At 72.2% G+C, this 26,268-nt stretch carries 20 protein-coding genes; 12 read left to right on the top strand and 8 right to left on the bottom strand.

The genetic code is table 11. The annotated features are described in order from the left end of the window. Positions 1-202 precede the first annotated feature (202 nt). Positions 203-652 (top strand): metallopeptidase family protein, encoded by a 450-nt coding sequence (locus ACFY30_RS10310; RefSeq protein ID WP_390844744.1) that lies wholly within the window; start codon positions 203-205, stop codon positions 650-652. 30 nt (positions 653-682) lie between these two features. Here ACFY30_RS10310 and ACFY30_RS10305 read toward each other — a convergent pair whose 3' ends face one another. The 3 genes from ACFY30_RS10305 to ACFY30_RS10295 form a co-directional block, all read right to left on the bottom strand. Continuing rightward, positions 683-2,200, bottom strand: a complete 1,518-nt coding sequence (locus ACFY30_RS10305; RefSeq protein WP_390844703.1) for a DUF5719 family protein — start codon at positions 2,198-2,200, stop codon at positions 683-685. Continuing rightward, positions 2,197-5,910: a glycosyltransferase gene (locus tag ACFY30_RS10300; RefSeq protein ID WP_390844702.1), complete on the bottom strand. Its 3,714-nt coding sequence runs from the start codon at positions 5,908-5,910 to the stop codon at positions 2,197-2,199. The genes ACFY30_RS10305 and ACFY30_RS10300 overlap by 4 nt, the downstream gene beginning before the upstream one ends. 176 nt (positions 5,911-6,086) lie before the next feature. Next, positions 6,087-6,350: a WhiB family transcriptional regulator gene (locus tag ACFY30_RS10295; protein WP_030792866.1), complete on the bottom strand. Its 264-nt coding sequence runs from the start codon at positions 6,348-6,350 to the stop codon at positions 6,087-6,089. A 748-nt stretch (positions 6,351-7,098) separates the two neighbouring features. Between ACFY30_RS10295 and ACFY30_RS10290 the strand changes: the two genes are divergently transcribed. The 4 genes from ACFY30_RS10290 to ACFY30_RS10275 all read left to right on the top strand — a co-directional run bounded on the left by ACFY30_RS10290 (position 7,099) and on the right by ACFY30_RS10275 (position 11,244). Further along, the gene (locus ACFY30_RS10290; RefSeq protein ID WP_390844701.1) at positions 7,099-7,644 is read left to right on the top strand and encodes a cysteine dioxygenase; all 546 of its coding nucleotides are present in this window, start codon (positions 7,099-7,101) and stop codon (positions 7,642-7,644) included. 105 nt (positions 7,645-7,749) lie between these two features. Then, positions 7,750-8,733, top strand: a complete 984-nt coding sequence (gene cofD / locus ACFY30_RS10285; RefSeq protein ID WP_390844700.1) for a 2-phospho-L-lactate transferase — start codon at positions 7,750-7,752, stop codon at positions 8,731-8,733. Then, the gene (locus ACFY30_RS10280; protein ID WP_390844699.1) at positions 8,730-10,040 is read left to right on the top strand and encodes a coenzyme F420-0:L-glutamate ligase; all 1,311 of its coding nucleotides are present in this window, start codon (positions 8,730-8,732) and stop codon (positions 10,038-10,040) included. Before cofD ends, ACFY30_RS10280 begins: the two co-directional genes overlap by 4 nt. A gap of 115 nt (positions 10,041-10,155) precedes the next feature. Further along, positions 10,156-11,244 (top strand): DNA-3-methyladenine glycosylase family protein, encoded by a 1,089-nt coding sequence (locus ACFY30_RS10275; RefSeq protein ID WP_390844698.1) that lies wholly within the window; start codon positions 10,156-10,158, stop codon positions 11,242-11,244. Between the two features lie 168 nt (positions 11,245-11,412). Here the strand turns inward: ACFY30_RS10275 and ACFY30_RS10270 are convergent, their stop codons facing one another. Both ACFY30_RS10270 and ACFY30_RS10265 read right to left on the bottom strand, forming a co-directional pair. Further along, positions 11,413-12,495 carry a sugar phosphate nucleotidyltransferase gene (locus ACFY30_RS10270; RefSeq protein WP_390844696.1) on the bottom strand — a complete coding sequence of 361 codons (1,083 nt, stop codon included), beginning with the start codon at positions 12,493-12,495 and terminating at the stop codon, positions 11,413-11,415. Between the two features lie 256 nt (positions 12,496-12,751). Then, entirely contained in the window at positions 12,752-14,170 is a 1,419-nt protein-coding gene (locus ACFY30_RS10265) for a peptidoglycan recognition protein (RefSeq protein ID WP_390844695.1), read from the bottom strand. Between the two features lie 162 nt (positions 14,171-14,332). Between ACFY30_RS10265 and ACFY30_RS10260 the strand changes: the two genes are divergently transcribed. The 4 genes from ACFY30_RS10260 to ACFY30_RS10245 all read left to right on the top strand — a co-directional run bounded on the left by ACFY30_RS10260 (position 14,333) and on the right by ACFY30_RS10245 (position 20,403). After that, complete coding sequence (locus tag ACFY30_RS10260) at positions 14,333-15,091, top strand: TIGR03089 family protein (RefSeq protein ID WP_390844694.1); 759 nt, start codon at positions 14,333-14,335, stop codon at positions 15,089-15,091. A 363-nt stretch (positions 15,092-15,454) separates the two neighbouring features. Beyond that, positions 15,455-16,657, top strand: a complete 1,203-nt coding sequence (locus ACFY30_RS10255; RefSeq protein WP_390844693.1) for an LCP family protein — start codon at positions 15,455-15,457, stop codon at positions 16,655-16,657. A gap of 263 nt (positions 16,658-16,920) precedes the next feature. Next, entirely contained in the window at positions 16,921-18,693 is a 1,773-nt protein-coding gene (locus tag ACFY30_RS10250; RefSeq protein ID WP_390844692.1) for an LCP family protein, read from the top strand. Between the two features lie 132 nt (positions 18,694-18,825). Beyond that, on the top strand, positions 18,826-20,403 hold the full coding sequence (locus tag ACFY30_RS10245; RefSeq protein ID WP_390844743.1) for an LCP family protein: 1,578 nt from the start codon (positions 18,826-18,828) through the stop codon (positions 20,401-20,403). A gap of 28 nt (positions 20,404-20,431) precedes the next feature. On the opposite strand, the gene ACFY30_RS10240 is transcribed toward ACFY30_RS10245, so the two are convergent. Further along, entirely contained in the window at positions 20,432-21,466 is a 1,035-nt protein-coding gene (locus ACFY30_RS10240; protein ID WP_390844691.1) for a glycosyltransferase family 2 protein, read from the bottom strand. Between the two features lie 231 nt (positions 21,467-21,697). Here ACFY30_RS10240 and ACFY30_RS10235 point away from each other — a divergent pair, with 231 nt between their 5' ends. Beyond that, complete coding sequence (locus tag ACFY30_RS10235) at positions 21,698-23,077, top strand: LCP family protein (protein WP_390844690.1); 1,380 nt, start codon at positions 21,698-21,700, stop codon at positions 23,075-23,077. A 119-nt stretch (positions 23,078-23,196) separates the two neighbouring features. Further along, on the top strand, positions 23,197-23,565 hold the full coding sequence (locus tag ACFY30_RS10230) for a four-helix bundle copper-binding protein (RefSeq protein WP_390659020.1): 369 nt from the start codon (positions 23,197-23,199) through the stop codon (positions 23,563-23,565). Between the two features lie 61 nt (positions 23,566-23,626). Here the strand turns inward: ACFY30_RS10230 and ACFY30_RS10225 are convergent, their stop codons facing one another. Both ACFY30_RS10225 and ACFY30_RS10220 read right to left on the bottom strand, forming a co-directional pair. Continuing rightward, the gene (locus ACFY30_RS10225) at positions 23,627-24,295 is read right to left on the bottom strand and encodes an HAD family hydrolase (RefSeq protein ID WP_390844689.1); all 669 of its coding nucleotides are present in this window, start codon (positions 24,293-24,295) and stop codon (positions 23,627-23,629) included. Further along, positions 24,288-25,577 (bottom strand): LCP family protein, encoded by a 1,290-nt coding sequence (locus ACFY30_RS10220; RefSeq protein WP_390844688.1) that lies wholly within the window; start codon positions 25,575-25,577, stop codon positions 24,288-24,290. The genes ACFY30_RS10225 and ACFY30_RS10220 overlap by 8 nt, the downstream gene beginning before the upstream one ends. Before the next feature lie 120 nt (positions 25,578-25,697). Between ACFY30_RS10220 and ACFY30_RS10215 the strand changes: the two genes are divergently transcribed. Continuing rightward, positions 25,698-26,255, top strand: coding sequence for an acyl-CoA thioesterase (locus ACFY30_RS10215; RefSeq protein WP_390844687.1), 558 nt, complete (start codon positions 25,698-25,700; stop codon positions 26,253-26,255). The last annotated feature ends 13 nt before the right edge of the window (positions 26,256-26,268 follow it).

Genomic DNA, 26,268 nt, shown 5'->3' with positions numbered 1-26,268 from the left:
ATTCGCGGCAAGAAGACGAAGCCTCGTGGTCACGGGCCGGTACAAACAGGAGCAATTGCCATGAGATCACCGGTCTCGGAGAGATACGGAATCGAGCCCAACCTTGGCTGGAATGGTCATCCTGCGACATGGGGGGCGGGGCGGCCGGGATGCCGCGTGGGGTCGGACGGCCGGTCGCGGCGGGGTCTACGCTTCGGTGGTGATGGACAGCCCCGTACCGCCCCGTGCCGCAGGCCCCGGGCCCCGCCGCCGCGACCGCCACGGCCGGGGCATGCGGGGACCGATCGCGCCTCCGCAGGTGCCGTTGGCCGCGAGCCGCGCCGAGGTGTTCGCCGATCTGGTGCAGGACTCCGTGGAACGGCTGGAGCGGCGCTGGCCGCAGCTCGCCGAGATCGACTTCATGGTGCTCGAGGTGCCGCGCCCGGCCGCGGCCGGTGAGCCGTGGAACGACGAGGCGGTGCCCCTCGGCGGGACGGTTCCCGCGCGCGAGGGACGGCGGGCGCGGGTGGTCGTCTACCGGCGGCCGGTGGAGATCCGCACCAAGGGGCGCGACGAACGGGCCGCGCTGGTGCACGAGGTCGTCGTGGAACAGGTGGCGGAGCTGCTGGGTCTGACCCCGGAGACGGTGGATCCGCGCTACGGCGAGGACTGACACCGTCTCCCCGGGGTGACCCTCGCGGGGCTACTTCTGCAGGACCGCCACGTCCTCGTCCGCCTCCGGGACCTCGACCGTGCCCCGGTCGTCCGGCAGGGTCTGGACGGTGAAGCCCGGGACGTCCTCCTTGCTCGCCGTCAGGGTGCGGGCGGCGTACACCGGGGTGTCCGTGAGGGGTTCCACCGTCAGGGCGAAGGTGCCCTTCAGGCCTGCCGGGACGGGGAGTTCGACCTCCTGCGTCGTACCGGATTTGATCGTGTACGTCCTGGACGCGGGCGTTCCTCCCTCGCTGCCCGCGGACGCGGTGACCTTCACCTTGGCGGTGCCCTTCGGCGCGGTCAGGGAGAGGGTGGAGCCCTTGGCGGTGTTGTCGGCGGCGGACGCGCGCGTGCCGACCGGCGCGGACGCCGGGATGAACGCCGACTCCTGGTCGTCGCCCTTGCCGCGCAGGACCCGTACGGCCGCGACGACCGGCACCGACTGGTCCGTCGGCGTCAGGACCAGCGAGCCCGCCTCGCCGCGGGTGACGTCGCCGAGGTCGACGGCGGTCGTCATGCCGCCCTTGACGTGCAGCGTCTCGTGTCCGGCCGGGGTGATCAGGCCGGTCGGGGAGGCGAGTTGGACCTTCAGGTCGGCGTCGGCGTCGCCGGGGGCGTAGGCGATCAGGCGGACGGCCGTGGCGTCCTTGGGGATGCCGGGGACGACCAGGCTGGGCGCCGGGTCGGTGGAGGCGGGCAGCCAGTCACCGCCGAGCTTGTCGTCCAGGGCCTGTACCGAGGCGCCGGCCCGGCCGCTGCGGATGTTGACGTGGACGGTGAGGTCCTCCTGCTTCTCGTCGGTGAGCGTGGACAGCAGGATCGGCTCGCTGGAGTGCGGCGCGACCGTGATGCCCTCCCCCACCGTGGTCCGCAGGGCGCCGTCCTTGCCGTAGAGCTCGATGTCGGCGACGGCGGCGGAGTCGTCCGGGTTGGTGAGATGGACGTAGTCGGTGCGGTCGGCGGCGGTGCTGACGCCCGGGAACCAGAACTCCGTGTCCGCCGGGGTGCAGGTGACGCCCTGCAGGCCGCGGCCGCTGCCCGCGGCGACCTTGGTGGTCTCCTGGACCGTCCAGCCGGGCGCGAACTTCCCCTCGGCGGTGCCCACGAGCGCGGGCGACTCGCCGCCGGAGGCGTCCCCGGTGACGGGGGTGCCGGGCGTCTTCGGGCTCACGACGGGCTTCTCCGTCTTCCCGGTCTTCCCGGTCTTCTTCTTGTCCCCGGCGCTCGCGTCGGCGTCCGCCGACTCCTCGGTCGCGGCGACGAGTTCGGCCGTGCCGTCGCTGCCCGTGCCCTTGGTGACGGGCGTGAAGGACGTGTACGTCGTCTCGGCGATGTCGGAGGTGCTGGGCGGCGGGCAGAGCAGGCTCGCGCGCTCCACGGGCAGCACGGCGGCCGCCTTGGCCGGGTCGTCGGAGCCGGAGGCCGCGGGCTCGGTGAGCGTGGCGAACCCGGTGACGGCGGCGAGCGCGGCCGTGCCGGCGATCAGGGACAGGGTGGTGCGGTTCACTGCTGGCTCCCGTCGGGACGCTCGCTGCCGGTGCCGTGGGGGTTCTGCCGCGCCGGGTCGTAGGCGGGGTCGTAGCCCTGGTCGCCGTAGCCCTGGTCGCCGTAGCCCTGGTCATAGCCGTACGTCTGCTCGTACGGCGTCTGCCCGCCCTGGCCGTCGTAGGTGTAGGGGTCGTACTGGCCGGCCTGGTAGGGGTCGTAGGACTGCTGGTCGTAGCTGCCGGCGGGGTACTGCTGGGCGCCCTGGTACTGCTCGCCGGGGTAACCGCCGTACTCGGCGCCCTGGTAGCCGGACTGGTCCCATTCGCCGTAGGGCTGCTGCTGCGGGACCGCGACCGGGGTCTGCGCCGCGGTCTCCTCCTGCGGAGGAGAGGGGAGGGCGTCGTCCTGGGGCGCGGATTCCTCCGCCTCCTCGGCCTGGGCGCGCAGACGGCGGGCGCGGCGGCCCTCGCCGTCGACGGCCTGGGCGGGGACGGGCTGCTCCTCGGGGAGGTCGTCGTCGACGTCCCGGCGGCGGCCGGGCAGGGCGAGGACGACGAGGACGAGAGCGAGGAAGCCCTGCGTCCACAGCCAGACGGTGTGGGTGAAGGGGTCGTCGTAGGTGACGTCCAGCTTCCCGCCGGAGGCGGGCAGTTCGAAGCCCTGGGCCCAGCCGTCGACGGTGGTGCGGGTGAGCGGCCTGCCGTCCAGGGTGGCGGTCCAGCCGTCGGCGGCGCTGTCGGCCAGGCGCAGGACGCGGCCGCCGGAGCCGGCCGGGATCGTGGTGTGGATGTCGACCGGACCCGCGGCGACCGGGGTGGTGGTGCCCTTGCCGGACTCGGTGACGATCGCCGCGCGGGAGACCTCCTGGTCGACCCGCCACAGGGCGCCGCCGTTCTGCTGGCTGAGCCGCTTCAGGCCGGGTGTGGCGTCCAGGACGCGGGTGACCTCGCGGGGCGCGCCCTTGTGGACGAGGACGTAGCCCACGGCGAACTTGCCGAGCTGGTCGGCCTGGTCGGCGCCGGAGCCGGCGACGAGGTTGGCGACGACCTTGCCGAGCTGCTTGTCCTCGCCGTCGGCCGTGGCGAGTTCGGCGTCGCCGAGGCGGGCGCCGGAGCCGCGGACCAGCATGTAGCCGACGTGGGCGGCGGAGTCGCTGTCGAGGACGAGGGTGCGGGCCTGGTCGCGGTTGCCGGCCTCCTCGGCGACGAACGCGGGCACCTGGACGGGGTCGCGGCGCTCCAGGGGGCCGTCGGCGCCGCCGATCATCCAGCCGGCGGCGAGCAGCAGGGGGCCCGCGGCGGAGGCGAAGGCGATGAGGGCGGCGACCGGCTGGCGCCAGCCGAAGTTCTGCTCGGCGACACGCGTGCGTGCGCCGTCGGCGCCCATGACGGCGGCGGCCAGGAGCGCGAGGCCGTAGACGAGGGTGGCGGGTCCGGCCCAGGTGGAGCTGTTGGACAGGACCGCGAGGACGAGGGCCACCAGGGCGACCGCCCAGGCCGTCCAGATGCCGAACTGACGCTCGCCGCGCAGCAGGGCGGCGAGCGCGGCCAGGACGATGCCGATGAGCATCAGCCCGTCGACGGTGCCGGGGCCGCCGGGGCTGGCGGCGAGCAGGTCGAGGGCGGAGGCGGTGGACGGGCCGAAGTCCAGTCCGGCCTGGGTGAAGAAGCCGAACGGGAGCAGGGACAGCGACCAGGGCGCGAGGACCAGCAGGGGTGTGCCGAGCTGGGCCAGGAAGCGCAGGCCGTAGGCGGTGATGTCGGCGCGGCGCACGGCCAGGACGGCGAGGCCGAGGACGAGCGCGAGGGGCCAGACGATCGGCGTGAACGCCGTGGTGATCGTCAGCAGCAGGGCGTACGCCCAGGTGGCACGCCAGCTGCCGCGGGCGCCCGAGGTGTGGGTCAGGCCGCTCGCGGCGGCGCCCGCGCGGGCCATGAGCGGCAGCAGGACGGCCAGGACGGCGGTGCCGACGCGGCCGCCGGCGAGGGCGCCGGTGGCGGCGGGCAGGAAGGCGTAGACGACGGCGGCCCACGCGCGCAGGAGGCGGGACTCGACGAGGGGGCGGGAGGCGAAGTAGGCGGTGAGCCCGGCCAGGGGCACCGAGCAGACGAGCAGCACGGTCAGGGCGAGGCCGGTCGAGCCGAACAGCAGGGTGGCGAAGGCCGCGATGATCGCGAGGTAGGGCGGGGCGGACGGGGTGCCGCCCGCGCCGACCGGATGCCAGGCGTCGAGGTAGCGCGACCACAGCTCGGAGGCGTCGGCCGGGGCGGGCAGCAGGGCGCCGCCCGCGAGCGCGCCGCCGCCGAGGAGGTTGCGGCAGGCGACGAGGGAGACGAGCAGCAGGATGAGGAAGAGCACCGGGCCGGGCTTGCGGGCGACGCGCTTGAGCCGGGCGAACTGCTCGATCTCCAGGAAGTCGGCGTCGTCGCCGCCGGGCCCGGACTCCAGACCGCCGCCGTGCCGTCCGGCGCCGCCGGGGGTCTCGGTGTCGGAGGCGCCGAAGAGGTTGCCGGCGACCTGTTCGACGGTGGCCCGTACGGTCGCGCCGGGCGGCGGGAACAGCGGCCTGAGCTCGCCCCTGTCGACCTGCGGCTTGCCGCGCCTGCGCCGTCCGGCGACGATCCGCTCGGGCCGCAGCAGGGTGCCCAGCAGGCCGCGGATCTCGTCGACGGCCTGGCCGGGTACCTTGCCGACGAGGTAGGCGAGCGTGCGCAGCAGGGTGCCGAGGACCAGGCGCAGCAGGACCCAGGGCAGCAGGGCCGTAGGGCTGTTGACGAGGAGGGTGTAGACGGCACCGGCCTTGTCGACCTTGTGCGGGGAGGCCGTGGTGCGGCCCGCGCAGTCGACGGTGCGGCGCTCGCGGGAGGCGGCCTCGGCGTGCCGTACGACGGCGTCGGGGGCGATGAGGACGCGGTGGCCGGCGGCGGTGGCGCGCCAGCACAGGTCGACGTCGTCGCGCATGAGGGGGAGCCGGCGGTCGAAGCCGCCGAGTTCCTCGAAGACGTCGCGGCGGACGAGCATGCCGGCGCTGGACACGGACAGCACGGGCCGGACGTGGTCGTGCTGTCCCTGGTCCTGCTCGCGGCGGTCCAGGCCGGTCCAGCGGCGGCCGGAGGGGGCGATGGTGACGCCGACCTCGAGGAGCTGGCGGCGGTCGTACCAGCCGCGCAGCTTGGGACCGACGACGGCGACGTCGTCGCGGCCCAGTTCGAGTTCGTTGTCCACGACGCGCAGCAGTTCGGCCAGGGCGTCGGGTTCGGGGGCGCAGTCGTCGTGCAGCAGCCACAGCCACTGGACGGGCTCTCCGTGCGGCAGCTCCGGCATGTCGTAGGTGTCGTCGCGCCACGTGCGCGTGACGGGGTCCCAGCCGCTCGGCCGCTTCAGGTAGGGCAGTTCCTCGGGGGTGAGGACGGGGGCGGTGCGGTTGGCCTCCTCGACGGCCTGGCCGAAACCGGTGCGCCGGGCGAGGTGCAGCACGCGGTCGTCGCCGAGGGCCTCGGTGACCAGGTGCGCGGAGTCGTCCGAGCTGCCGGTGTCGGCGGCCATGACGAACTGGACGGGGCGCTCCTGGCCGAGCAGCCCGGCGAGCGCGTCGGGCAGCCAGCGGGCACCGTCGTGGGAGACGAGGACCGCGGTGACGACATGACGCGGGAACTCGGGCGGGCGGGACGGGTCAAACCCGGCAGTGGCAGCGTCGTGGTGGGCTGCCGTGTGGCTGTGCACGGACATCGAGGTACGGGCCCCGGTTCGATGGACTGTGGTGGACGCCTGCGCCGCGTGGGGGCGGCGGGGTGTCTCGGACGAGCGACCACACTATCGGCTGGGCACGACGGCGGCCCGCCGCCTGTGGACAACCCACCTGCGACGGGCCGTTGGGAGCCTCGTCCGCCCGTGACGGGCGATCTTCAGACGGCGGCCTTCTTCAGCCTGCGGCGCTCCCGCTCGGACAGGCCGCCCCAGATGCCGAAGCGCTCGTCGTTGGCGAGGGCGTACTCGAGGCATTCGGAGCGGACCTCGCAGGCGAGACAGACCTTCTTGGCCTCGCGGGTCGAGCCGCCCTTCTCGGGGAAGAAGGACTCGGGGTCGGTCTGGGCGCACAGTGCGCGCTCCTGCCAGCCGAGTTCCTCGCCCGCGTCGTCGACCAGCAGTTGCTGCACCAGCTCGGTCATGTGCGCCCCTCGCTCTGTCTTTTCGCGTCCCCGTGTACGTGGCCGTAAACCGATGTCGGCGGCATGGCCCCTTACCGATGTCGGCTGAACGACACGAGTGAAATTACAAGTGTGCTGCTCCGGGCGAGTCAAGCCGAGATCTGCTATTGGGCCCCTTATTCACTCTGCGGAACCAAGGCCGTGCGGTAAGTGTTCAAATCGCCATAAACCTTGACAGGCAGATGAAGCCCCGGAGGGCTTCGGGCCCCGCACAGCGCTTGTACGGAGAAGGACGCCCAGACGTTCGATCCCGTTGCGACACGTGCGCGGAAGCGAACTGGATCACAGTCGGATCACGGGATCACAACGGCTTACGCGCCCGGCTTGTGCGCCTTGTGTCCCGGAGTCGGCCTGCACAAACCTTTCACCTCGCAGATGCACCGGTTGAGGTGAACCACGTCCCACATATCGGGCGTCGAGTTGACACTGACAGGTGTGGACCGGTGTCCTAGTGGGCATGCTCGCGAACTCGGCACTCACCTCGACCCGCTCGGCCGGGTCCCACGGTGCTGCCCGCGCTCGCTGTAGCTGTTGTCGCTGTTCCAGCTGTTGAGCCCAACGCGCTCCGGCTGCCCCTCCTGAGTCCACCGCGACTCGGCTGCCGTTTCCCTCCGCCCGTACCAGGGCGCCCCTGTCCCGTCCGTGATCCGGGCGGACGGTCCGTGACACCCAGCCACCCCCACCCCTTCCGCGAGGAACACCCCATCCCATGAACAGCGACAGCGACCTGCAGATCGCGGGCGACATCCTCGAAGTCCCCCACCTCCTCCAGGCCCCCCGGGAGCACCCGGCCACCGTGGCCGAGTTCGTCGGCCTGGCCCGCTCCGTCGCCGCCGACCGCGCCCAGTGGGAGCACCTGGTCCGCTACGACGCGACGACCCGCTGGTACCACCGGCTGCGCACCGGCCCGGGCTACGAGGTGTGGCTGCTGTCCTGGGTGCCCGGACAGGGCAGCGGACTCCACGACCACGGCCCCTCCAGCGGTGTGCTGACCGTTCTGGACGGCGAGCTGACCGAGCGCACGGAGCGGGGCAACCGAGTGCTGGGGGCGGGCGCGCAGCGGGTGTTCGCCCCGGGGTACGTGCACGAGGTGGTCAACGACGCGCTGGAACCGGCGGTGAGCCTGCACGTCTACTTCCCCGGCCTGACCGAGATGCCGATGCGCTCCCCGTCCCGGCTCCTCCCGGCCGGGGAACCCGTCCTCGCCTGCACGGCCCGCGACACGTACGACGAGGTGGACGCCGTCACCGCCTAGAGGGTGCGGGGCCTGCCTCGTACCGGGTGGCCGGGTTGTCCACGGGCGGGCGGTTGTCCACAACCGCCCGGCGGGTTGTCAGGGCAGCCTGCGAGACTGGCTCCCATGCGCATTGTGGTTCTGGCAGGCGGCATCGGCGGTGCCCGGTTCCTGCGTGGTCTGAAGCGGGCCGTGCCGGACGCGGACATCACGGTCATCGGCAACACCGGCGACGACATCCATCTCTTCGGGCTGAAGGTCTGCCCGGACCTCGACACCGTGATGTACACGCTGGGCGGCGGCATCAACGAGGAGCAGGGCTGGGGGCGGGCCGACGAGACCTTCCACCTGAAGGAGGAGCTCGCCGCGTACGGCGTGGGGCCCGAGTGGTTCGGGCTGGGTGACCGTGACTTCGCCACACACATCGTGCGGACGCAGATGATCGCCGCCGGGTATCCGCTGAGCGCGGTCACCGAGGCGCTGTGCGACCGGTGGAAGCCCGGCGTGCGGCTGATCCCGATGACGGACGACCGGGTCGAGACCCATGTGGCCGTCACACTGCCCGACAGCGGCTCGGCCGCCGGCTCCGGGGAGCGCAAGGTGATCCACTTCCAGGAGTACTGGGTGCGGCTGCGGGCATCGGTACCGGCGGAGGCCGTCGTGCCGGTCGGGGCCGAGCAGGCGAAGCCGGCGCCCGGCGTGCTCGAGGCGATCGCCGCGGCGGACGTGGTGCTGTTCCCGCCTTCGAACCCGGTCGTCTCCATCGGCACGATCCTCGCGGTGCCCGGCATCCGCGAGGCGATCGCCGAGGCCGGGGTGCCGGTGGTGGGCCTGTCCCCCATCGTCGGGGACGCGCCCGTGCGGGGCATGGCCGACAAGGTGCTCGCGGCGGTCGGCGTGGAGTCGACGGCCGCGGCGGTCGCCGAGCACTACGGCTCCGGGCTGCTCGACGGCTGGCTCGTGGACAGCGTGGACGCGGCGTCCGTGGAGCGGATCGAGGCGGCCGGCATCCGCTGCCGGGCCGTCCCCCTGATCATGAGCGATCCCGACGCGACCGCGCGGATGGCCCGGGAGGCGCTGACCCTGGCGGAGGAGGTGCGGACGGCGTGAGCGGGTCGGCCGGGAGGGGGTACCGGGTCTGGGCCGTGGCCGGGCTGCCCGAGGTGCAGGCCGGGGACGACCTCGCCAAGCTGATAGCCGCCGCCGAGCCGGGGCTGGCCGACGGGGACGTGCTGCTGGTGACGTCGAAGATCGTGTCCAAGGCCGAGGGGCGCGTCGTACGGGCGGACGACCGGGAGGCCGCGATCGACGCCGAGACCGTACGGGTCGTGGCGCGGCGCGGGGCGCTGCGGATCGTCGAGAACCGGCAGGGGCTGATCATGGCCGCGGCGGGCGTCGACGCCTCCAACACCCCCGCGGGGACGGTGCTGTTGCTGCCCGAGGATCCGGACGCGTCCGCGCGGGCGATCCGGGACGGGCTGCGGGACGCGCTCGGTGTCGACGTCGGTGTCGTGGTCACCGACACCTTCGGGCGGCCCTGGCGCGCGGGCCTCACGGACGTGGCGATCGGCGCCGCCGGGGTGCGGGTGCTGGACGATCTGCGCGGGGGCACGGACGCGCACGGCAATCCGCTGAGCGCGACGGTCGTCGCGACGGCGGACGAGCTGGCGGCGGCCGGCGATCTGGTCAAGGGCAAGGCGGCCGGGCTGCCCGTGGCCGTGGTGCGGGGGCTGCCCCATGTCGTGGCCGACGAGGCCGGCGACGGGGCGCGGGCGCTGGTGCGGGGGGCGCGGGACGACATGTTCCGGCTCGGGACGTCGGAGGCGGTGCGGCTGGCGGTGACACAGCGGCGGACCGTGCGGTCCTTCACCGACGAGCCGGTGGACCCCGGGGCGGTACGGCGGGCGGTAGCCGCGGCGGTGACGGCGCCGGCGCCGCATCACACGACGCCGTGGCGGTTCGTGCTGCTGGAGTCGGCGCGGGCGCGCACGCGGTTGCTGGACGCGATGCGGGACGCGTGGGTCGCGGATCTGCGGCGGGACGGGAAGTCCGAGGAGTCGATCGCCAAGCGGACACGGCGGGGCGACGTGCTGCGGCACGCGCCGTACCTGGTGGTTCCGTGCCTGGTGATGGACGGGTCGCACACGTACGGGGACCCGCGGCGGGACGGGGCCGAGCGGGAGATGTTCGTCGTCGCGGCCGGGGCCGGGGTGCAGAACTTCCTGGTCGCGCTGGCCGGGGAGCGGCTGGGGTCGGCGTGGGTGTCGTCGACGATGTTCTGCCGGGACGTGGTGCGGGAGGTGCTGGGGCTGCCGAGGGAGTGGGATCCCATGGGGGCGGTGGCGGTCGGGCATGCGGCGGAAGAGCCCCGGGCCCGGGCGGCGCGGGAGGTGGAGGCGTTCATCGAGGTGCGGTGAACGGCACCGCGCCCGGTACGCCCGCTCGCGTGGGGACCCTCGTACTCTCGTAGGGTCCCTCTCGATTCCCCAGGACCTCAGCCGTGTCGGCGACAGCCGTGTCAGGACGACAGCCGTGTCAGGACGATTCGCTCCCCGGCCCCCGCGCACGACCGTGCGCGGGGGGCATGTCGGTGTGCCCGGCGGGACGCATGGCGGTGTTTCCGGCGGGGCGCGTGGCGGTGTCGCGGGCGGGGTTGCCGGCGGAGTGCCTCGGCCTGCGCAAGGGGGTGCGGCTGCGGCTGTGCGCAGGCTCGTGCGGGAGTGGGTGCCGACGGGGCCGGTCGATCTGGGGCTGGTGCTGGGGCCCCTGCGGCGGGGGGCCGGGGATCCGACGTTCCGGGCGATGCCCGACGGGTCGGTGTGGCGGGCCTGTCTGACGCCCGTCGGGCCCGGGACCCTGCGGGTTTCGGTGCTGCCCGGTGAGGGTGCCGTGCGCGGGGAGGCATGGGGGCCCGGGGCGGAGTGGCTGCTGGCGCAGTTGCCCGAGTTGCTCGGGGCGGCCGACGAGCCGGAGGCGTTCGTGCCGCGGCACCGGGTGGTGGCGGTGGCGCGGCACCGGCGGCCGGGGTTGCGGCTGACGCGGACCGGGCTGGTGCTGGAGTCGCTGATTCCGTCGATCCTGGAGCAGAAGGTCACGACCGACGAGGCCTACCGGGCGTGGCGGTCGCTGGTGCGGAAGTTCGGGGAGCCGGCGCCGGGGCCTGCGGCGGGTGGGCGGCTGTGGGTGATGCCCGCGGCCCGGACGTGGGCGTTGATTCCGTCGTGGGAGTGGCATCGGGCGGGCGTCGACAACAAGCGGGCGTCGACGATTCTGCGGGCTGTGCGGGTGGCGGGGCGGATGGAGGAGGCGGTGGGGATGCCGGCGGAGGAGGCGCGGGCCCGGTTGGAGGTCGTGCCGGGGATCGGACCGTGGACGTCGGCGGAGACGGTGCAGCGCAGTCATGGGGCGGCGGATGCGGTGACCGTGGGGGATCTTCATCTGCCGGGGATCGTGGGGTGGGCGTTGGCCGGGGACCGGGACGCGGATGACGCGGTGATGTTGGAGTTGCTGGAGCCGTATGCGGGGCAGCGGCATCGGGCCGCTCGGTTGATCCTGTTGAGCGGCCGGGTGCCGGAGCGGAGGGCTCCGCGGATGCGGCGTGGGGACATCGGGGCGTTGTGAAGGGTGGGGCGGGCCTTGGGGTTTCGCCCCCGCCCTTGCCCTGGCCCTTGCCCTCCCCGGGGCCCGCCCCGTGCCCCGCTGAGGGCTGCGCCTCCGGGCCCGCTTCGGCCCTGGACGGGACTCGTCCTCAAACGCCGGACGGGCTCTGGGGCACCGGACGAGCCAGGACTACTGGTCCGAGGAGAAGCGGACTGCTCCTGCTGGGATCTGGGCGTCGCACCAGATTCTCGCGCCCTCGCGGAGTTCGTTGTCGGGGCCGACCACGGCGCCGTCGCCGATGACCGTGCCGGTGAGGACGGAGCGTTCGCCCACGCGGGCGCGGGTGCCGATGAGGGAGTCGGTGATGACGGCGCCCGGTTCGATGACGGCGCCGGGGAGGATCGTGGAGCCGAAGACCCTCGCGCCCTCCGCCACGAACGCGCCCTCGCCGACCACCGTGCCGCCCGTCAGCTTGGCGTCCGCCGCGACCCTCGCGGTCGGGAGGATCAGACGGTCGCCGCAGCGGCCGGGGACCGCCGGCGACGGGGCGCGGCCGAGGACGAGGTCCGCCGAGCCGCGTACGAAGGCCGCGGGGGTGCCGAGGTCCAGCCAGTAGGTGGAGTCGACCATGCCCTGGAGGTGGGCCCCGGCGCAGAGGAGGTCGGGGAACGTCTCGCGTTCCACCGAGACGGGGCGCCCCAGCGGGATCGTGTCGATGACCGAGCGCCGGAAGACGTACGCGCCCGCGTTGATCTGGTCGGTGACGATCTCCTCGGGGGTCGGCGGCTTTTCCAGGAACGCCAGGACCTTGCCCGTCCCGTCCGTGGGGACCAGGCCGTAGGCCCGGGGGTCCGTCACCTTCGTGAGGTGCAGCGACACGTCCGCCGACGTCGCCTCGTGGGTGGCCACCAGCCGTCTGATGTCCAGGCCCGTGAGGATGTCGCCGTTGAAGACCAGCACCGGGTCGTCGGGGGCCGAGTGCAGCCGGGACGCCACGTTGCGGATCGCGCCGCCCGTGCCGAGGGGTTCCTCCTCCGTCACGTACTCGATGTGGAGGCCCAGGGACGAGCCGTCGCCGAAGTACGGTTCGAAGACCTCCGCCAGATAACTCGTCGCGAGGACGATGTGGTCCACGCCCGCCGCCTTCGCCCGCGCCAGTTGGTGCGTGAGGAACGGCACCCCCGCCGCCCTGACCATGGGCTTGGGCGTGTGCACCGTGAGCGGGCGCAGCCGGGTGCCCTTGCCGCCGACCAGGAGGATCGCTTCTGTCACCTTCGTCTCTGCTTCCTGCCGGGACCGGCCGAACTGTCATTCGACCGGCCAGTGTATGCAGACCGTCGTGTGGCGCTTTCCAGGCCGTGCGGTGTTCCGTCCCAGTCCCGAACGGACTGTCCCCCCGACGGCTGATGAAATGTGCCCCCACCTGGATGTGTCTCCGGCCGTTCGGGTGCGTCCGGCCCGTGCCGGACCGGTGCGGTCGCTCCGGGGGCCTCCCCCGGCCCCCGGAACTCCCGGTCCTCTCCCCTGCTCAGCGGCCCTGGTAGGACGCCGCTGTCGAGCGGGCCGAGCCGAGCTTGCCGTAGAGCTGCTTGCCGGGGCATTCCGTGGCGAAGCCGTCCCGATGGCCGGAGATCACATTCAGTCGTACGTTCTTTCCCTTTGCGTAGAGATTGCCACCCCCGGACTTCAGGTATGTCTTTCCTTTCGGATTCGCCCCGAAGAGACCGAGCTTCCACGCCGTCAGACGGGCGATCGCCTTGACCGTGGCCGAGTTGGGCTTGGCGGAGGTGTACGTGCCGAGGACGGCGATCCCCATGCTGTTGGTGTTGAAACCGAGGGTGTGGGCACCCATGACGGCCTTCGTCACCCCACCGGCGCGGCCCTCGTAGATGGTTCCGCACTTGTCGATGAGGAAGTTGTAGCCGATGTCGCGCCAGCCCAGGCTCTTGACGTGGTAGCGGTAGATACCGCGGATGACGGACGGGGCCTGGGAGCACTTGTAGTTGTTGCCCGTCGCCGTGTGGTGCACGAAGGCCGCCTTGACCGTCGTCGTGTAGCGGAAGCCCGTCTCCCGCACCGTCTCGTCCGCACCCCAGCCTCGGCGCGTGACGATGGCCGGGCGCGGGCCGATGTAGGGGTTCGCCCGTTTTTTCTTCTTCTTCGTCAAGTCGCCGCCACGCGGGGAGACAAGCTCCCGCCGGGTCTGCTCGCGGTTCAGGGCGGGGATCTCCGCGGCACCGAGGGGGGCGAGGTCCGCGTTGGCGGCGGAGGCGGCCACCGCCTCGCGGGTGGTCAGGGCCGCGGTTTCGGCGACCGGCAGGGCCCGGCTGCGCGGCGGTCCCACCGGGACGTGCGCGGGGGCGGCGGCACCGGGGTCGACCAGTTCCAGACGCAGGCCGGCCGGCAGCGGGGCGGGGGCGGAGAGCGTACGGACTCCCCGGCCCGTCTCCTCCGTACGGCTGCGGGTGTCGGGGTGGACGCGGACCTCGACGCCGTCGGAGTCGCCGACCCACAAGGGGGCGGTGGCGCCCCGGACATGACCCGAGGCGCGTTCGGCGGTGCCGGGGTCGGCGCCGTGGTCGGCGTTGTGGGTCTCCACGTCCTGCCAGCCGGACCAGGCGTTGCCGCCCGCCGCTCGGGTGCGGACCTGGACGCGGCCGTGCAGCTCGTCGTCCGGGTCGTCCCAGACGACGCCGAGGAGGGAGAAGCGCCGCACGTCACGGCGGGGCAGGCCCTGGTCGGCGTTGCCGAGCGTGCGGTCGCGGGCGAGGGGGGTGAGGGGCAGCGACTGGGTGCTGCCGGGGAGGGAAGAGGCTCTGGTGTCGGCGGTGCCGGCCTCCGCGGTCGGCGCCGGTCGCACTGCCGCCGCCGTGGCGGGCGACGTCAGTGGCAGGGCGAGGGCGGCCGCGCAGGTGACACCGATCGAAGTAGCAAGCAATCCACGCATGTGAACGATCCTGGACATGGTCATACATATCTGTCCATCGGTGATGTGACGGGCCGTCGGACGTGTTCCGCCGAACCGGTGGCCGCGCGAGCGCCCGTCGTTCGGCCGAACCGGTGGCCCGGTGGTGGGTGCGGCGGCGGCCCGGCGCGTACGCTTGCGCGGGTGAACGCCACCGATCGCACCCCTGCCGACCTGCTGCGATCCGCGCTCGCCGCGGATCCCGCGCGCCCCCTGGTGACTTTTTACGACGACGCCACGGGCGAGCGGGTCGAATTGTCCGTGGCCACCTTCGCCAACTGGGTGGCCAAGACCTCGAACCTCCTCCAGGACGGGATGTCCGCCGAACCCGGTGACCGGGTCGCGCTGCTGCTGCCCGCGCACTGGCAGACCGCGGTGTGGCTGCTGGCGTGCGCGTCGGTGGGGGTGGTCGCGGACGTGGACGGGGACCCGGCGCGGGCGGACTTCGTCGTGGCCGGGCCGGGGCGGTTCGAGGCGGGGCTCGCGTGCGGCGGGGACCGGTACGCGCTCTCGCTCGCCCCGCTGGGGCGGCGGTTCGTGCCGGCGCCGCCGGACGGGTACGCCGACTACGCCGTGGAGGTCCCGACGTACGGCGACCGCTTCGTGCCGTACGCCCCCGTCGACCCCGAGGCGCCCGCGCTCGTCGTGGCCGGGGCGGAGTACACCGGGGCGGAGATCGTGGAGCGGGCGCGGGCCGAGGCGGGCGGGCTGGGGCTTACGGGGCCCGGGGCGCGGCTGCTGTCCGGGCTGCCGTACGACACCTGGGACGGTCTGAGCGCCGGGCTCTACGCGCCTCTGGCGAGCGGTGGGTCCGTGGTGCTGTGCCGGAATCTGGGGGAGGCGGGGGAGGAGGCCGTGGCCAAGCGGATCGAGAGTGAGCGGGTCACGGCTACCGCGAGGTAGGGGTGCGGGATGCGGGGCGCGGGGGGTGCCGGAGGGGCTCGCCCCCGCCGCCCCTTCCCGTCCCGTCCCCAGGGGCTCCGCCTCTTCGTCCCGCTGGGGGCTGCCGCCCCCAGGCCCCCGCTTCGGCCCTGAACGGGCCTCGTCCTCAAACGCCGGACGGGCTGGGTTGCCGTGACCGGTGCTCTCTTGGGCACGCCGGCCCGCCTGAGGCGCCGTGCCCGGTGCTTTCCCGTGCGTGCCGGTGTGGGGGTTCACCCGGTCGGGTCAGTACCGGCCGCGAGGCGGGCCGGGGCGCGGGATCGTCGTAGGAGCAGCGCGACACGCTCGTACGACCGACCGGACGCGGGAGGGGGTGAGCCGGACGTGAGCGGCTCCTCGGACATACGCCGGCCTCTGGGGCCGGGGGTCGGGGCCTCCGCCGACGGGCGGGGGCTGGTACGGCGGCGTCGGCGGTGGGTGGCGTACGGGGCGGGTGCCGTGGCGCTGCTGCTCGCGGGGAGCGGGGTGGCCGGGTGGGTGCTGTACGCGAAGCTCGACGGGAACATCACGCCCGACGAGGCGGCCGCGGCGGAGCTCGCGCGGTACGCGAAGGAGCGGCCGACCGCGCTGGTGAAGGACGCGCAGAACGTGCTGCTGATCGGGTCGGACTCGCGGGCCGGGGCCGACAACGGCCAGTACGGGACGGACTCGGGCACCGAGCGGTCGGACACCACGATCCTGCTGCATCTGTCCGGCGGTCGGCACAGCGCGACCGCCGTGTCCCTTCCGCGCGATCTGATGGTGGACGTGCCGGCCTGCCGGCGGCGGGACGGGACACGCGGCGCGCCCATGTTCGCGATGTTGAACTACGCCTTCGAGACGGGGGGTTCGGCCTGCACCATCCGGACGGTGGAGAAGCTGACCGGGGTGCGGATCGACCATCACGTCGTCGTCGACTTCAGCGGGTTCAAGGACCTGGTCGACTCCGTCGACGGGGTCCAGGTGTGCCTGCCGGAGCCCATCGTGGACCGGGCCGCCAAGCTGCGGCTGCCCGCGGGGAGGGTGACGCTGAACGGGGAGCAGGCGCTCGGGTACGTCCGCGCCCGCAAGTCCCTCGGGAACGGCAGCGACACCGAGCGGATGGACCGGCAGCAGCGGTTTCTCGCGGCGCTCGTCGACAAGGTGCAGAGCAACGACATCCTGCTGAATCCGGTGAAGCTGTATCCGGTGCTGGACGCGGCCACGTCCTCTCTCACCACCGACCCGGATCTGGCGAGTCTGCGCGGACTCTACGAACTCGTGCGCGGCCTGCGCGACATTCCCACCGAACAGGTGCAATTCCTGACCGTTCCGCGGGAGTCGTACGTCTACAACGCCAATCGCGACCAACTCCTGGAGCCGGAGGCGGAAAAACTCTTCGAACAGCTGCGCACCGACGGCCCGGTGCGGGTTTCTCACCGACTTCCCATGAAATCGGGCTCTGCGGAGTCGGGCGATCACGGACCGTACGGACTGCGGGCCGCCTCCCCCACGCCACCGGCGCCGACGTTCCGCGGGAACACCGCCGCCGACGACGGCTGCGGGTAAAGCGCTTGCCAAGTCGCAGGCCGCGACCGACCCGGGTCCAAAGAAATGGGGCGGATTGCCCGGTTGTAGGGACGTGGAATTTGTCACGGCCGTCGCTCCACGTTGAACTGGGCGGATAGTGTGAGCGATCCGGTGCACCCGGCCGCGAGGTCCGTCCTGGGGTCGTGCACTGAATGACCGAGTGAGACTGAGTGACCTTGACGACCCGAGCGCCTTTTGAGGGGGAAAGGCGCCGCGTGGCCCCGACGGAGGATTCGGAAACCGTGGACGCGCAAGGCCGTGGGCGGGCGGACGACATCGATCCCGCAGACCAGTGGGTGCTCAATCCGGACACCGGCGAATACGAACTGCGACTGACCCCTTCCGCACCGCAGTCGGCGGTTCCCGGACCCCGCAGAGCCGCCTCCCGTACGAAGTCGCCGGCCGGTGCCCCGGGCACGGCGCGCGGCCGCACGCCGGCACCGCCGGACCGGGAGTCGCCGGCGGAGGCGGCGGACCGGGTGCCGGGGCCGCGGCGCCGGCGGGGCGTGCCGGAGGAGCCGTTGCCGAACCGGCGCGGACGCCGGCCGGTGAAGAAGAAGTCGAAGGCGAGGAAGATCCTGCTGTGGACCGGCGGGACGATGGCCTTCGTGCTCGTCGGTACGGCCGCCGCGGCCTACCTCTACCTCGAGCACCTCAACGACAACATCACGGCCGTCTCCGACGACGGCGCGAGCACCGGTGGGTTCAGCAAGGACAAGGCGATCAACATCCTGCTGATCGGCACCGACAAGCGCACCGGCTCCGGCAACAAGGGCTACGGCGACACCGACAGCGTCGGCCACGCGGACACCACGATCCTGCTGCACGTCTCCAAGGACCGTACGAACGCGACCGCGTTGAGCATCCCGCGCGACCTGATCGTGGACGTACCGGACTGCCCGACCACGATGGAGGACGGCAGCACCAAGGTCATCAAGGGCGAGGAGGGCGTCCGCTTCAACACGAGCCTCGGCCAGGAGGAGCGCACGCCGAGCTGCACCGTGCGCACGGTCACCGAGCTGACCGGTATCCAGGCGGACAACTTCATGGTGGCCGACTTCAACGCGGTCAAGACGCTGACCTCGGCCGTCGGCGGTGTCGAGGTGTGCCTGGCCAAGGACATCGACGACCCGGACTCGCATCTGAAGCTGTCGAAGGGCACGCACACCATCGAGGGCGAGCAGGCGCTGGCCTTCCTGCGCACCCGGCACTCGGTGGGCTTCGGCGGCGACCTGAGCCGGATTCAGCTGCAGCAGCAGTTCCTCAGCTCGCTGATGCGCAAGCTGAAGTCGAACGACACGCTGAGCAGCCCCACCAAGATGATCGATCTGGCGGAGGCGGGCACCAAGGCGCTGACCGTCGACTCCCAGCTGGACAGCATCGGCAAGCTCAAGGACCTGGGTCTGGAGCTGGGCAAGCTCAACGTGAAGAACCTGACCTTCACCACCGTCCCGGTGGTCGACAATCCGGCGGAGAAGGTCAAGGCGACGGTCGTCCTCAACGACAGCACCGCGCCCACCGTCTTCCAGATGATCAAGGACGATGTCTCCTTCACCGAGGTGAAGAAGAAGGCGAAGGCGTCCAAGGACGCGGCCGCCGCCGAGGCCGAGGCCCGGCTCAAGGGCACCAAGTCCGCCGCCTCCGAGGTCCGCGTGCGGATCATGAACGGCGGAGCCGTGGCCGGCAGCGCACAGGAGACTCTTAACTGGCTGCAGAATGATGAGGGCGTGACGAAGTCCGAGAACGCGGGCAACGCGCCGAAGGAACTGAGCAGGACGACACTCGAGTACGACCCGGACCAGGCGGACCAGGCTCGCAGGCTCGCCGCCATCATGGGGCTGCCCGGGACGGCGCTGAAGCCGGGTGAGAGCGTCGAGAACGCCCAGGGTCTGCCGACGATGACGCTGACGCTGGGCAAGGACTTCAAGGGCGCGGGCGTCTCGCTCACGGCGGCGACGGAGGTGCCGGACTCGGTCCAGAAGTCCACCGCGGACAAGGTCGAGTGCGCCAAGTAGGTAACCCTACGGGCCCGTCGTGCGTCTGACTTGACGCGGGACGGGCCCGTGTCAGGCGCACGGCGGGGAGGGGCAGGGGAATTGGCGACGACAAGCGGGGTACGGGGCGAGGTTCCGCCGGTCGAGGACACGATGTCCCTGACACCGGTGGACAAGGACGCGGCGGACGACGGCGGCGTCAGAGGTGACCGCGGCGGGGACCGCAAGCGGCGCAGACGGCGTGTCCTGCGCTGGTCGGCGACCGTGCTGGCGGTGGTCATACTCGGCGGCGCGGGGGCCGGATACCTCTACTACGAGCACCTCAACGCCAACATCAAGAGCGACGACCTGAACCTCGGCGACGCGAAGGACCGCGCGGCCAAGACGCAGGCCAACGCGGCCGGGCAGACCGCGCTGAACATCCTGCTGATCGGCTCGGACGCGCGTGACACCGCGGAGAACCAGAAGCTGGGCGGCGCGAGGGACACCTACGGCGGCCCCCCGCTCGCGGACGTCCAGATGCTGCTGCACGTCTCGGCGGACCGCAGCAACATGTCCGTGGTGAGCATGCCCCGCGACACGCTCGTCGACATCCCCAAGTGCACGGACCCGGACACGAAGAAGACGTACGCGGCGAGCACCCGGACGATGACCAACGAGTCGCTGGGCCGCGGCGGCCCGGGCTGCACGGTGGCCACCTGGGAGAAGCTCACCGACATCCACATCGACCACTTCATGATGATCGACTTCTCGGGTGTGGTGTCGATGGCGGACGCGATCGGCGGTGTCCCGGTGTGCGTGGACGCCAACGTCTACTCGCACACCAGCACCGGCAAGGGCTCCGGTCTGAAGCTGGAGGAGGGCACCCACTCCATCAAGGGCAAGCAGGCCCTGCAGTGGCTGCGCACCCGCTACGGCTTCGAGGACGACACCGACCTCGCCCGCGCCAAGGCGCAGCACATGTACATGAACTCGATGGTCCGCGAGCTGCGCGCCAACGCCAAGCTGACCAACCCCAACAAGCTGCGCAAGCTCGCCGAGGCGGCGACGAAGGCGATCACCGTCGACGACGGCCTGGACACCATCACCAAGATGTACGACCTGGCGGGCGAGTTGCAGAAGGTGCCCACCGAGCGCATCACGATGACGACGATGCCGAACGCGTACGACACCGTGCAGACCGGGCGGGTGGTGCCCACCGAGGACGCCACGAAGCTGTTCCGGCTGGTGCGCGAGGACATAGCGCTCGACGGCAAGGACGAGAAGAAGACCACCGCCAGCCCCTCGCCGACGGTCACGGACACGGCCGCCGCGGACGGGGAGATCGCGGTGCAGGTGCACAACAGCACCCGTACGGGCACCTACGCCCCCGTCTCCGGGCGGGCGACCGCGGTGACCGAGCTGCTGCAGGACAAGGGCTTCACCGATGCCGTCGCGGACACCTCCGCGGCCTCTTCCGAGGAGACCACGGTGATCCGCTACCCGAGCGCCGACCTCCAGGCCGACGCGCAGCGGGTCGCCAAGGCCCTCGGCATTCCGGCGAGCCAGGTGAAGAAGTCCACCGACGTCTCCGGCATCACGCTCTACGTGGGCGGCGACTGGCGGTCCGGCACCAAGTACGAGGCGCCGGAGAAGGAGGAGGACGACAACACGACGCCCAAGTCGGCGCAGGCGATGAACGGCGCCGACGACTCGCAGTGCATGCACGTGGACCCGAACTACACCTGGTAGTCCGGGCCCTGGTGCCGTCCGGCGGTGGTCAGCTCGACGAGCTGCTGAGAACCGCCGGGCGGCGCGACGCGATGACCTTCTTCGCCAGCGACCTCGGGCTGGTCAGGAAGCCGAACCCCCACGACATGTGCATGGTGGCCAGGGCGACGGGTATCCGGAGCCGTGCCTTCAGCGGCAGCCCCCTGCCGGCCGGCACCGACCCGGCGACGATCGCCGCGAGGTAACCGCCGGGGACCAGGAACCCGAGCGGGGTGACGGCGGCGCCCACGACCAGGCCGGCGGCCATCGCGCAGACCGCGGTGGGCGGGGCGAGGTAGCGCAGGTTGATGGAGCCCTCGTGGTAGCGGGCGACGACGTGCCGCCAGCGGCCGTAGTCCTTGTACTGCTTGGCGAGCGCCTTCACGCTGGGCCGCGGCCGGTACGACACCCTCAGCTCCGGCGAGAACCAGATCAGCCCGCCGGCCTCCCGGATGCGGAAGTTCAGCTCCCAGTCCTGGGCGCGGATGAACTCCTCGTTGTACCCGCCCTGCTGTTCCAGGGCCTCCCGCCGGAACACGCCCAGGTACACGGTCTCGGCGGGGCCGGCCTGTCCGCCCGTGTGGAAGGCGGCGTTGCCCACGCCGATCTTCGAGGTCATGGCGGCGGCGACCGCGTGCTCCCAGTCGTTCTCGCCCTCGGCGTGCATGATCCCGCCGACGTTCTGCGCGCCGGTCTCCTCCAGGAGCCGTACGGCGGTGGCGATGTAGTCCGGGGAGAGCATGCCGTGCCCGTCGACGCGGACGACGACCGGATGCCGTGAGGCCTTGATCGCGGCGTTGAGGGCGGCGGGCGTGCGGCCGGTGGGATTGGGCACGGTGTGGACGCGCGCGTCTTCCGCGACGAGCTCGGCGGCGATCTCGTCCGTGCGGTCCGTGGACGGACCGAGGGCGATCACGACCTCCATCTCGCCGGCGTACTCCTGCGCGAGGATCGCTTGGACGGCTCCGCGCAGATGCCGCTCCTCGTTGAGGACGGGCATGATGACGGACACGGCGGGGAGCTGCACGTCGGGCTTGGCGTTCATAGGGGGCTCACGTTACCGCGAACGGGGGACACGGGTGCGCCCCGCCGGGTGCGCTGCCCCGGGCGACAGATCGTACGGGCCTACGGTACTCACGGCTCCCCCGCCCGGGCCCGCACGGCCCAGGCCGTCGCCCGGAGGTGTCCCGTCATGCCCACCCCACCGCACCGGCCCCGGCGCCGACCGCCGCGCCCCCCGGTACGCCCCGTTCGCAGGAGAGGTCCCCGCTGGGTCATGCGGGCGGCGACCACACTCTCCGTCGTCGTCCTGGCCTCCGCCGGGATCGGGCACTCCGTGGTCACCAGCCTCGACGCGGACATCGCCCGCGTCGACCCCTTCAAGGACATGAAGAACCGGCCGCGGGCCGGTCACGGCATGAACGTCCTGCTGGTCGGCACCGACGGGCGGGACAAGATCACGGAGGCCGAGCGGCGGCGGTTCCGTCTCGGCGGCGCGCCCTGCCACTGCACCGACACGATCATGATCGTGCACATCTCGGAGGACCGGGAGCGGGCCAGCGTGGTCAGTCTGCCGCGCGACTCGTACGCCGAGACGCCCCCGCACACCGACCAGAACAGCGGCGACGAGCACCGCGGCCACCCGATCAAGCTCAACGCGGCGTACGCGGAGGGGGGTCCGCAGCTGACCGTGCGCACGGTCGAGAGCATGACGCGCGTGAAGATCGACCACTATCTGGAGGTGGACTTCACCAGCTTCATGAAGACGGTGGACGTGCTGGGCGGGGTGAAGATCTGCACCGCGCAGCCCCTGAGGGACACGTACACGGGTCTGGACCTGCCGCCGGGCGAGCACACCCTGCGGGGCGGCGCCGCCCTGCAGTACGTCCGTTCCCGGCACGCGGACGCCTCCTCCGACCTGGGCCGGATGAAGCGTCAGCAGCGCTTCCTGGCCTCGTTGGTGGACCAGGCGACGTCGTCCGGGATCCTGCTGAACCCGCTGAAGTTCCGGGACGTGACGCGGGCCGTGCTGGGTTCGGTCCGCGCGGACCGCGGCTTCGGCACGGACGAACTCCTCGACCTGGGCCGGGCGATGCGCACCTTCTCCCCCGCCTCCTCCGAGTTCACGACGGTGCCGATCGGCCGGATGGGCCTTGCCGTCCCGGGCATCGGCTCGACCCTGAAATGGGACCCGGTGAAGGCCGAACGCCTCTTCCGGTCCCTGCGCGAGGACAAGCCCCTCGCGACGAGCCCGCCGCGGCCCGAGCCGAGCCCGCGCGAGGAGGCCGTGCCGGTGGAGGTGGCGCCGCGGCAGATCCGGGTCCAGGTCGAGAACGGCACGACGACGAGGGGCCTGGGCAGGCGCGTGGACGAGGCCCTCGCGGCCACGGGCTTCCGTACGACCCACCGCCCGGTCGACACCCCCGGCCGGGCCCTCCGGCGCACGGTCGTCCTCCACGACCCCCGCTGGGACCGCTCGGCCAGGTCCCTGGCCGCCGCACTGCCGGGCAGCGAACTCCGCGCGGCCCCGGGACTCGGCCCGGTCCTGAAGGTCCTCGCGGGCACGGACTTCCGCGCGGTGCGGAAGGTGCGGGGACAGGAGCCGGTGGGACGGGAGTCGGAAGTGGTGCGGGGGAACGAGGTGGGGTGCGCCTAGGCCGTGCGGACACGACCTGGGGCCGAAGGAGCGCACCCCGATGGCGGACGGGGCCGTGGGGGCGTAGGACGGAAGTGCACGGGGCCCGCCCCGGGCCCCTCACCCCCCCAGGAGGAGCCATGACCATGCACCAGTCCGGAGCCATGACGGCCATGAGCAAGGAGATGCAGGACTGCGTCCAGGCGTGCATGTCCTGCCACAGCGTCTGCGAGGAGACCATGAGCTCCTGCATGCAGATGGGCGGCCAGGCCCAGATGCAGATCATGCGCGCGCTGATGGACTGCTCCGAGATGACCCGCATGTGCGCCGACATGATGATGCGGCGCTCGCCCATGTCGGCCGAGATGTGCGCGATGTGCGCCAAGGCCTGCGACATGTGCGCCGAGGCGTGTATGTCCATGCCGGACGATCCGCAGATGATGCGCTGCGCGGAGGCGTGTCGCCGCTGTGCCGAGATGTGCCGCACGATGGCGGGCGCCCGGATGTGATCCGCGCCTGAACACAGCTCAGGGGCACCCGCCCGGGTGCCCCTGAGCCATGGCCGCGCTCTCACCCGAACAGCGGCTCCAGCTCCCGCTCCAGGTCGGCCGGCGCACGGAAGTGGACGGCCCGCATGCCCAGTGCGGCCGCCGCCGCCACGTTCTCCGGGCTGTCGTCCACGAACAGGCACCGCTCCGGCCGTACGCCCGCCCGGGCCGCCCCGAGTTCCAGGATGCGCGGGTCGGGCTTGGCGAGGCCGACGCGGGCGCTGCTGACGACGTCGTCGGCGAGGTCGGTGAGGCCCATCGCGGCCAGGTCGGCCTCCAGACCGGTCGTCGCGTTGCTGACGAGGACGAGCGGCACCCGGGTGCGGGCCCGGCGCAGCAGCGCGACCACGTCGTCGTCGGCGTGGAAGGGCGACTCCAGCAGCGCGGTGCCGAGCGACCAGGCCGTCTCCTCGTCCTCCACCAGCCCGGCGAGCCCCTGGGCGATGGCGGCCACCCACTCCTGCTCGGTGATCTGCCCGAGCAGCAGCGGTCCGTCGACCTCGGGGGAGAACGCCACCTTCTTGGTGGTGCCCTCGGCCAGCCCGCAGGCGCGTTCCAGCGCCTCCAGGTGGGCGGAGTCGAAGTGACGGATCACGTTGTCGATGTCGCAGAGCACCGCGTCGAAGGGGCGGCCGGACGGATGTCCGGCACCGGGCCGCCCGGCGGCCCGGTCGATGATCCCGTCAGTCACTCGTCACCGTGACCTTCTCGTCGTTGTTCAGCTCCTCCACCAGCTTCTTCACCTTCGTCTTGTCCCAGACGAGGTTGCCGCCGGAGGAGCCCGAGATCGGCATGTTCATCGACACGCCGTCGCCGCCGTTGACGCCCTTCATGGCGAAGAACATGGACCCGAGGTCGTACAGCCCCATGTCCTTGTCGACGATCAGGGAGTCCAGGCCGGCGCCCATCGTCGGGTACAGCTTGAAGGGGTTCAGGACCGTCGACGGGGTCGCCACCTGGTGGGCGAGGGCGGCGAGGAACTTCTGCTGGTTCTTGGTGCGCTCGAGGTCGGACGCGGCGAAGGCGTGCCGGGTCCGCACGAAGGCGAGCGCCTCCTCGCCGTTCAGCGTCTGCTTGCCCGCCTTGAAGTCGGCGCCCGAGTACTTGTCCTTGAACGCCTTGTCGATGGTGATCTCGACACCGCCGACCGCGTCCACGATGTTCGCGAACCCGGCGAAGCCGATCTCGACGTAGTGGTCGATGTGCAGGCCGGTGTTGTACTCGACCGTGCGGACGAGCAGCTCGGGGCCGTCCTCCGCGTAGGCCGCGTTCAGCTTCACGTGCCGGCCGGTGCCCTTGTAGGTCTTGCCGGACTCCGAGCCCACGTACGTCGGGATCTCCACGTCCGAGTCGCGGGGCAGCGAGATCAGCGTGTCGCCGTTGGACCCGACGTGCAGGATCATCATCGAGTCGGTGCGCTTGCCCTCGGCGGAGCCGGTGTGCAGCTCCTTCTTGTCCGCGGCGGACAGGCCCTCACGGCTGTCGGAGCCGACGATCAGGTAGTTGGTGCCCTCGCCGGTCTCGGGCCGGTCGATGACCTTCGACAGGTCGACCTCGCGGCGCAGCTTGCCGTCGGCCCAGAAGTAGGTGCTCACCGTGGTGACGAGCAGCACGGCCGTGACCGTGATCGCGGTCCACTTGATGCGGCGGCGCCAGTCCGGCGCGGGGCGGGCGCCCTGCGGGTACGCGCCGCCCGGTCCGCCCGGCTCACCCGGGCCGCCGGGCGCGCCGTAGACGTGGCCCGTGCTGTAGCCGCTGTCGTACCCGGTCTGCTGGGCGTTGGTGTAGTCGCCGTATCCCTGGCCGTTGACGTACGACGGCTGCTGCGGGACGCCGGGGCTGTGCGGCGGGGCGGCCGGGCCACGGCGGACCTGGCGCATGACGCGCGCGCTCTCCGGCTGGGCACCGGCGCTGCCGCTTCCGTAGCGGGGGCCGCCGTTGTTGTCGGACCATCCCTCGGGCCAATCGTTCATGCGCCCCAGTGTGCCGGTCCGGGCTGTGTCCCTTACAAGGGGTGTCGGAAAATCAGCGCTCCGCTGTTGCCAAGCTGACACAAAGTTCCGGCTTGTCCCCCTCGGCATAAGGTGGAGGTCATGACAGACCAGGTCACCGCAGTGGACTCGGACCTCCCGGACATCCCGGGCAAGCCCACCTCCGCCTCCCGCACCACCCTCAGCCACATCATGACCCACAACGACACCAACCTCCTGGGGACGGTGCACGGCGGTGTGATCATGAAGCTCGTCGACGACGCGGCGGGCGCCGTGGCCGGCCGGCACTCCGGCGGCCCCGCCGTCACCGCGTCCATGGACGAGATGGTGTTCCTGGAGCCGGTCCGCGTCGGCGACCTCGTCCATGTCAAGGCCCAGGTCAACTGGACCGGCCGCACCTCGATGGAGGTCGGTGTCCGGGTGCTGGCCGAACGCTGGAACGAGTCCACCCCGCCCACCCAGGTCGGCTCGGCCTACCTGGTCTTCGCCGCCGTGGACGCCGACGGCAAGCCCCGTACGGTCCCGCCGGTCGTCCCCGAGACGGAGCGCGACAAGCGCCGCTACCAGGAGGCCCAGATCCGCCGTACACACCGGCTGGCGCGCCGGCGGGCGATCAGGGAGCTGCGGGAACGGCGGATCGCCGAGGGCTACGGGGACTGACGTCCGCCGCCGC

Source organism: Streptomyces sp. NPDC000345 (genome assembly GCF_042898825.1).
Classification (GTDB): Bacteria; Actinomycetota; Actinomycetes; order Streptomycetales; family Streptomycetaceae; genus Streptomyces.
This window is presented reverse-complemented; position numbering and strand designations above follow the sequence as displayed.

Excerpts from the sequence above, each read along its gene's own strand:
- cofD (WP_390844700.1), top strand. The coding sequence starts at position 7,750 with ATGCGCATTGTGGTTCTGGCAGGCGGCATCGGCGGTGCCCGGTTCCTG.
- ACFY30_RS10265 (WP_390844695.1), bottom strand. The coding sequence starts at position 14,170 with ATGCGTGGATTGCTTGCTACTTCGATCGGTGTCACCTGCGCGGCCGCC.
- ACFY30_RS10290 (WP_390844701.1), top strand. The coding sequence starts at position 7,099 with ATGAACAGCGACAGCGACCTGCAGATCGCGGGCGACATCCTCGAAGTC.
- ACFY30_RS10300 (WP_390844702.1), bottom strand. The coding sequence starts at position 5,910 with ATGTCCGTGCACAGCCACACGGCAGCCCACCACGACGCTGCCACTGCC.
- ACFY30_RS10215 (WP_390844687.1), top strand. The coding sequence starts at position 25,698 with ATGACAGACCAGGTCACCGCAGTGGACTCGGACCTCCCGGACATCCCG.
- ACFY30_RS10230 (WP_390659020.1), top strand. The coding sequence starts at position 23,197 with ATGACCATGCACCAGTCCGGAGCCATGACGGCCATGAGCAAGGAGATG.
- ACFY30_RS10245 (WP_390844743.1), top strand. The coding sequence starts at position 18,826 with ATGTCCCTGACACCGGTGGACAAGGACGCGGCGGACGACGGCGGCGTC.
- ACFY30_RS10235 (WP_390844690.1), top strand. The coding sequence starts at position 21,698 with ATGCGGGCGGCGACCACACTCTCCGTCGTCGTCCTGGCCTCCGCCGGG.
- ACFY30_RS10295 (WP_030792866.1), bottom strand. The coding sequence starts at position 6,350 with ATGACCGAGCTGGTGCAGCAACTGCTGGTCGACGACGCGGGCGAGGAA.
- ACFY30_RS10220 (WP_390844688.1), bottom strand. The coding sequence starts at position 25,577 with ATGAACGATTGGCCCGAGGGATGGTCCGACAACAACGGCGGCCCCCGC.
- ACFY30_RS10310 (WP_390844744.1), top strand. The coding sequence starts at position 203 with ATGGACAGCCCCGTACCGCCCCGTGCCGCAGGCCCCGGGCCCCGCCGC.
- ACFY30_RS10240 (WP_390844691.1), bottom strand. The coding sequence starts at position 21,466 with ATGAACGCCAAGCCCGACGTGCAGCTCCCCGCCGTGTCCGTCATCATG.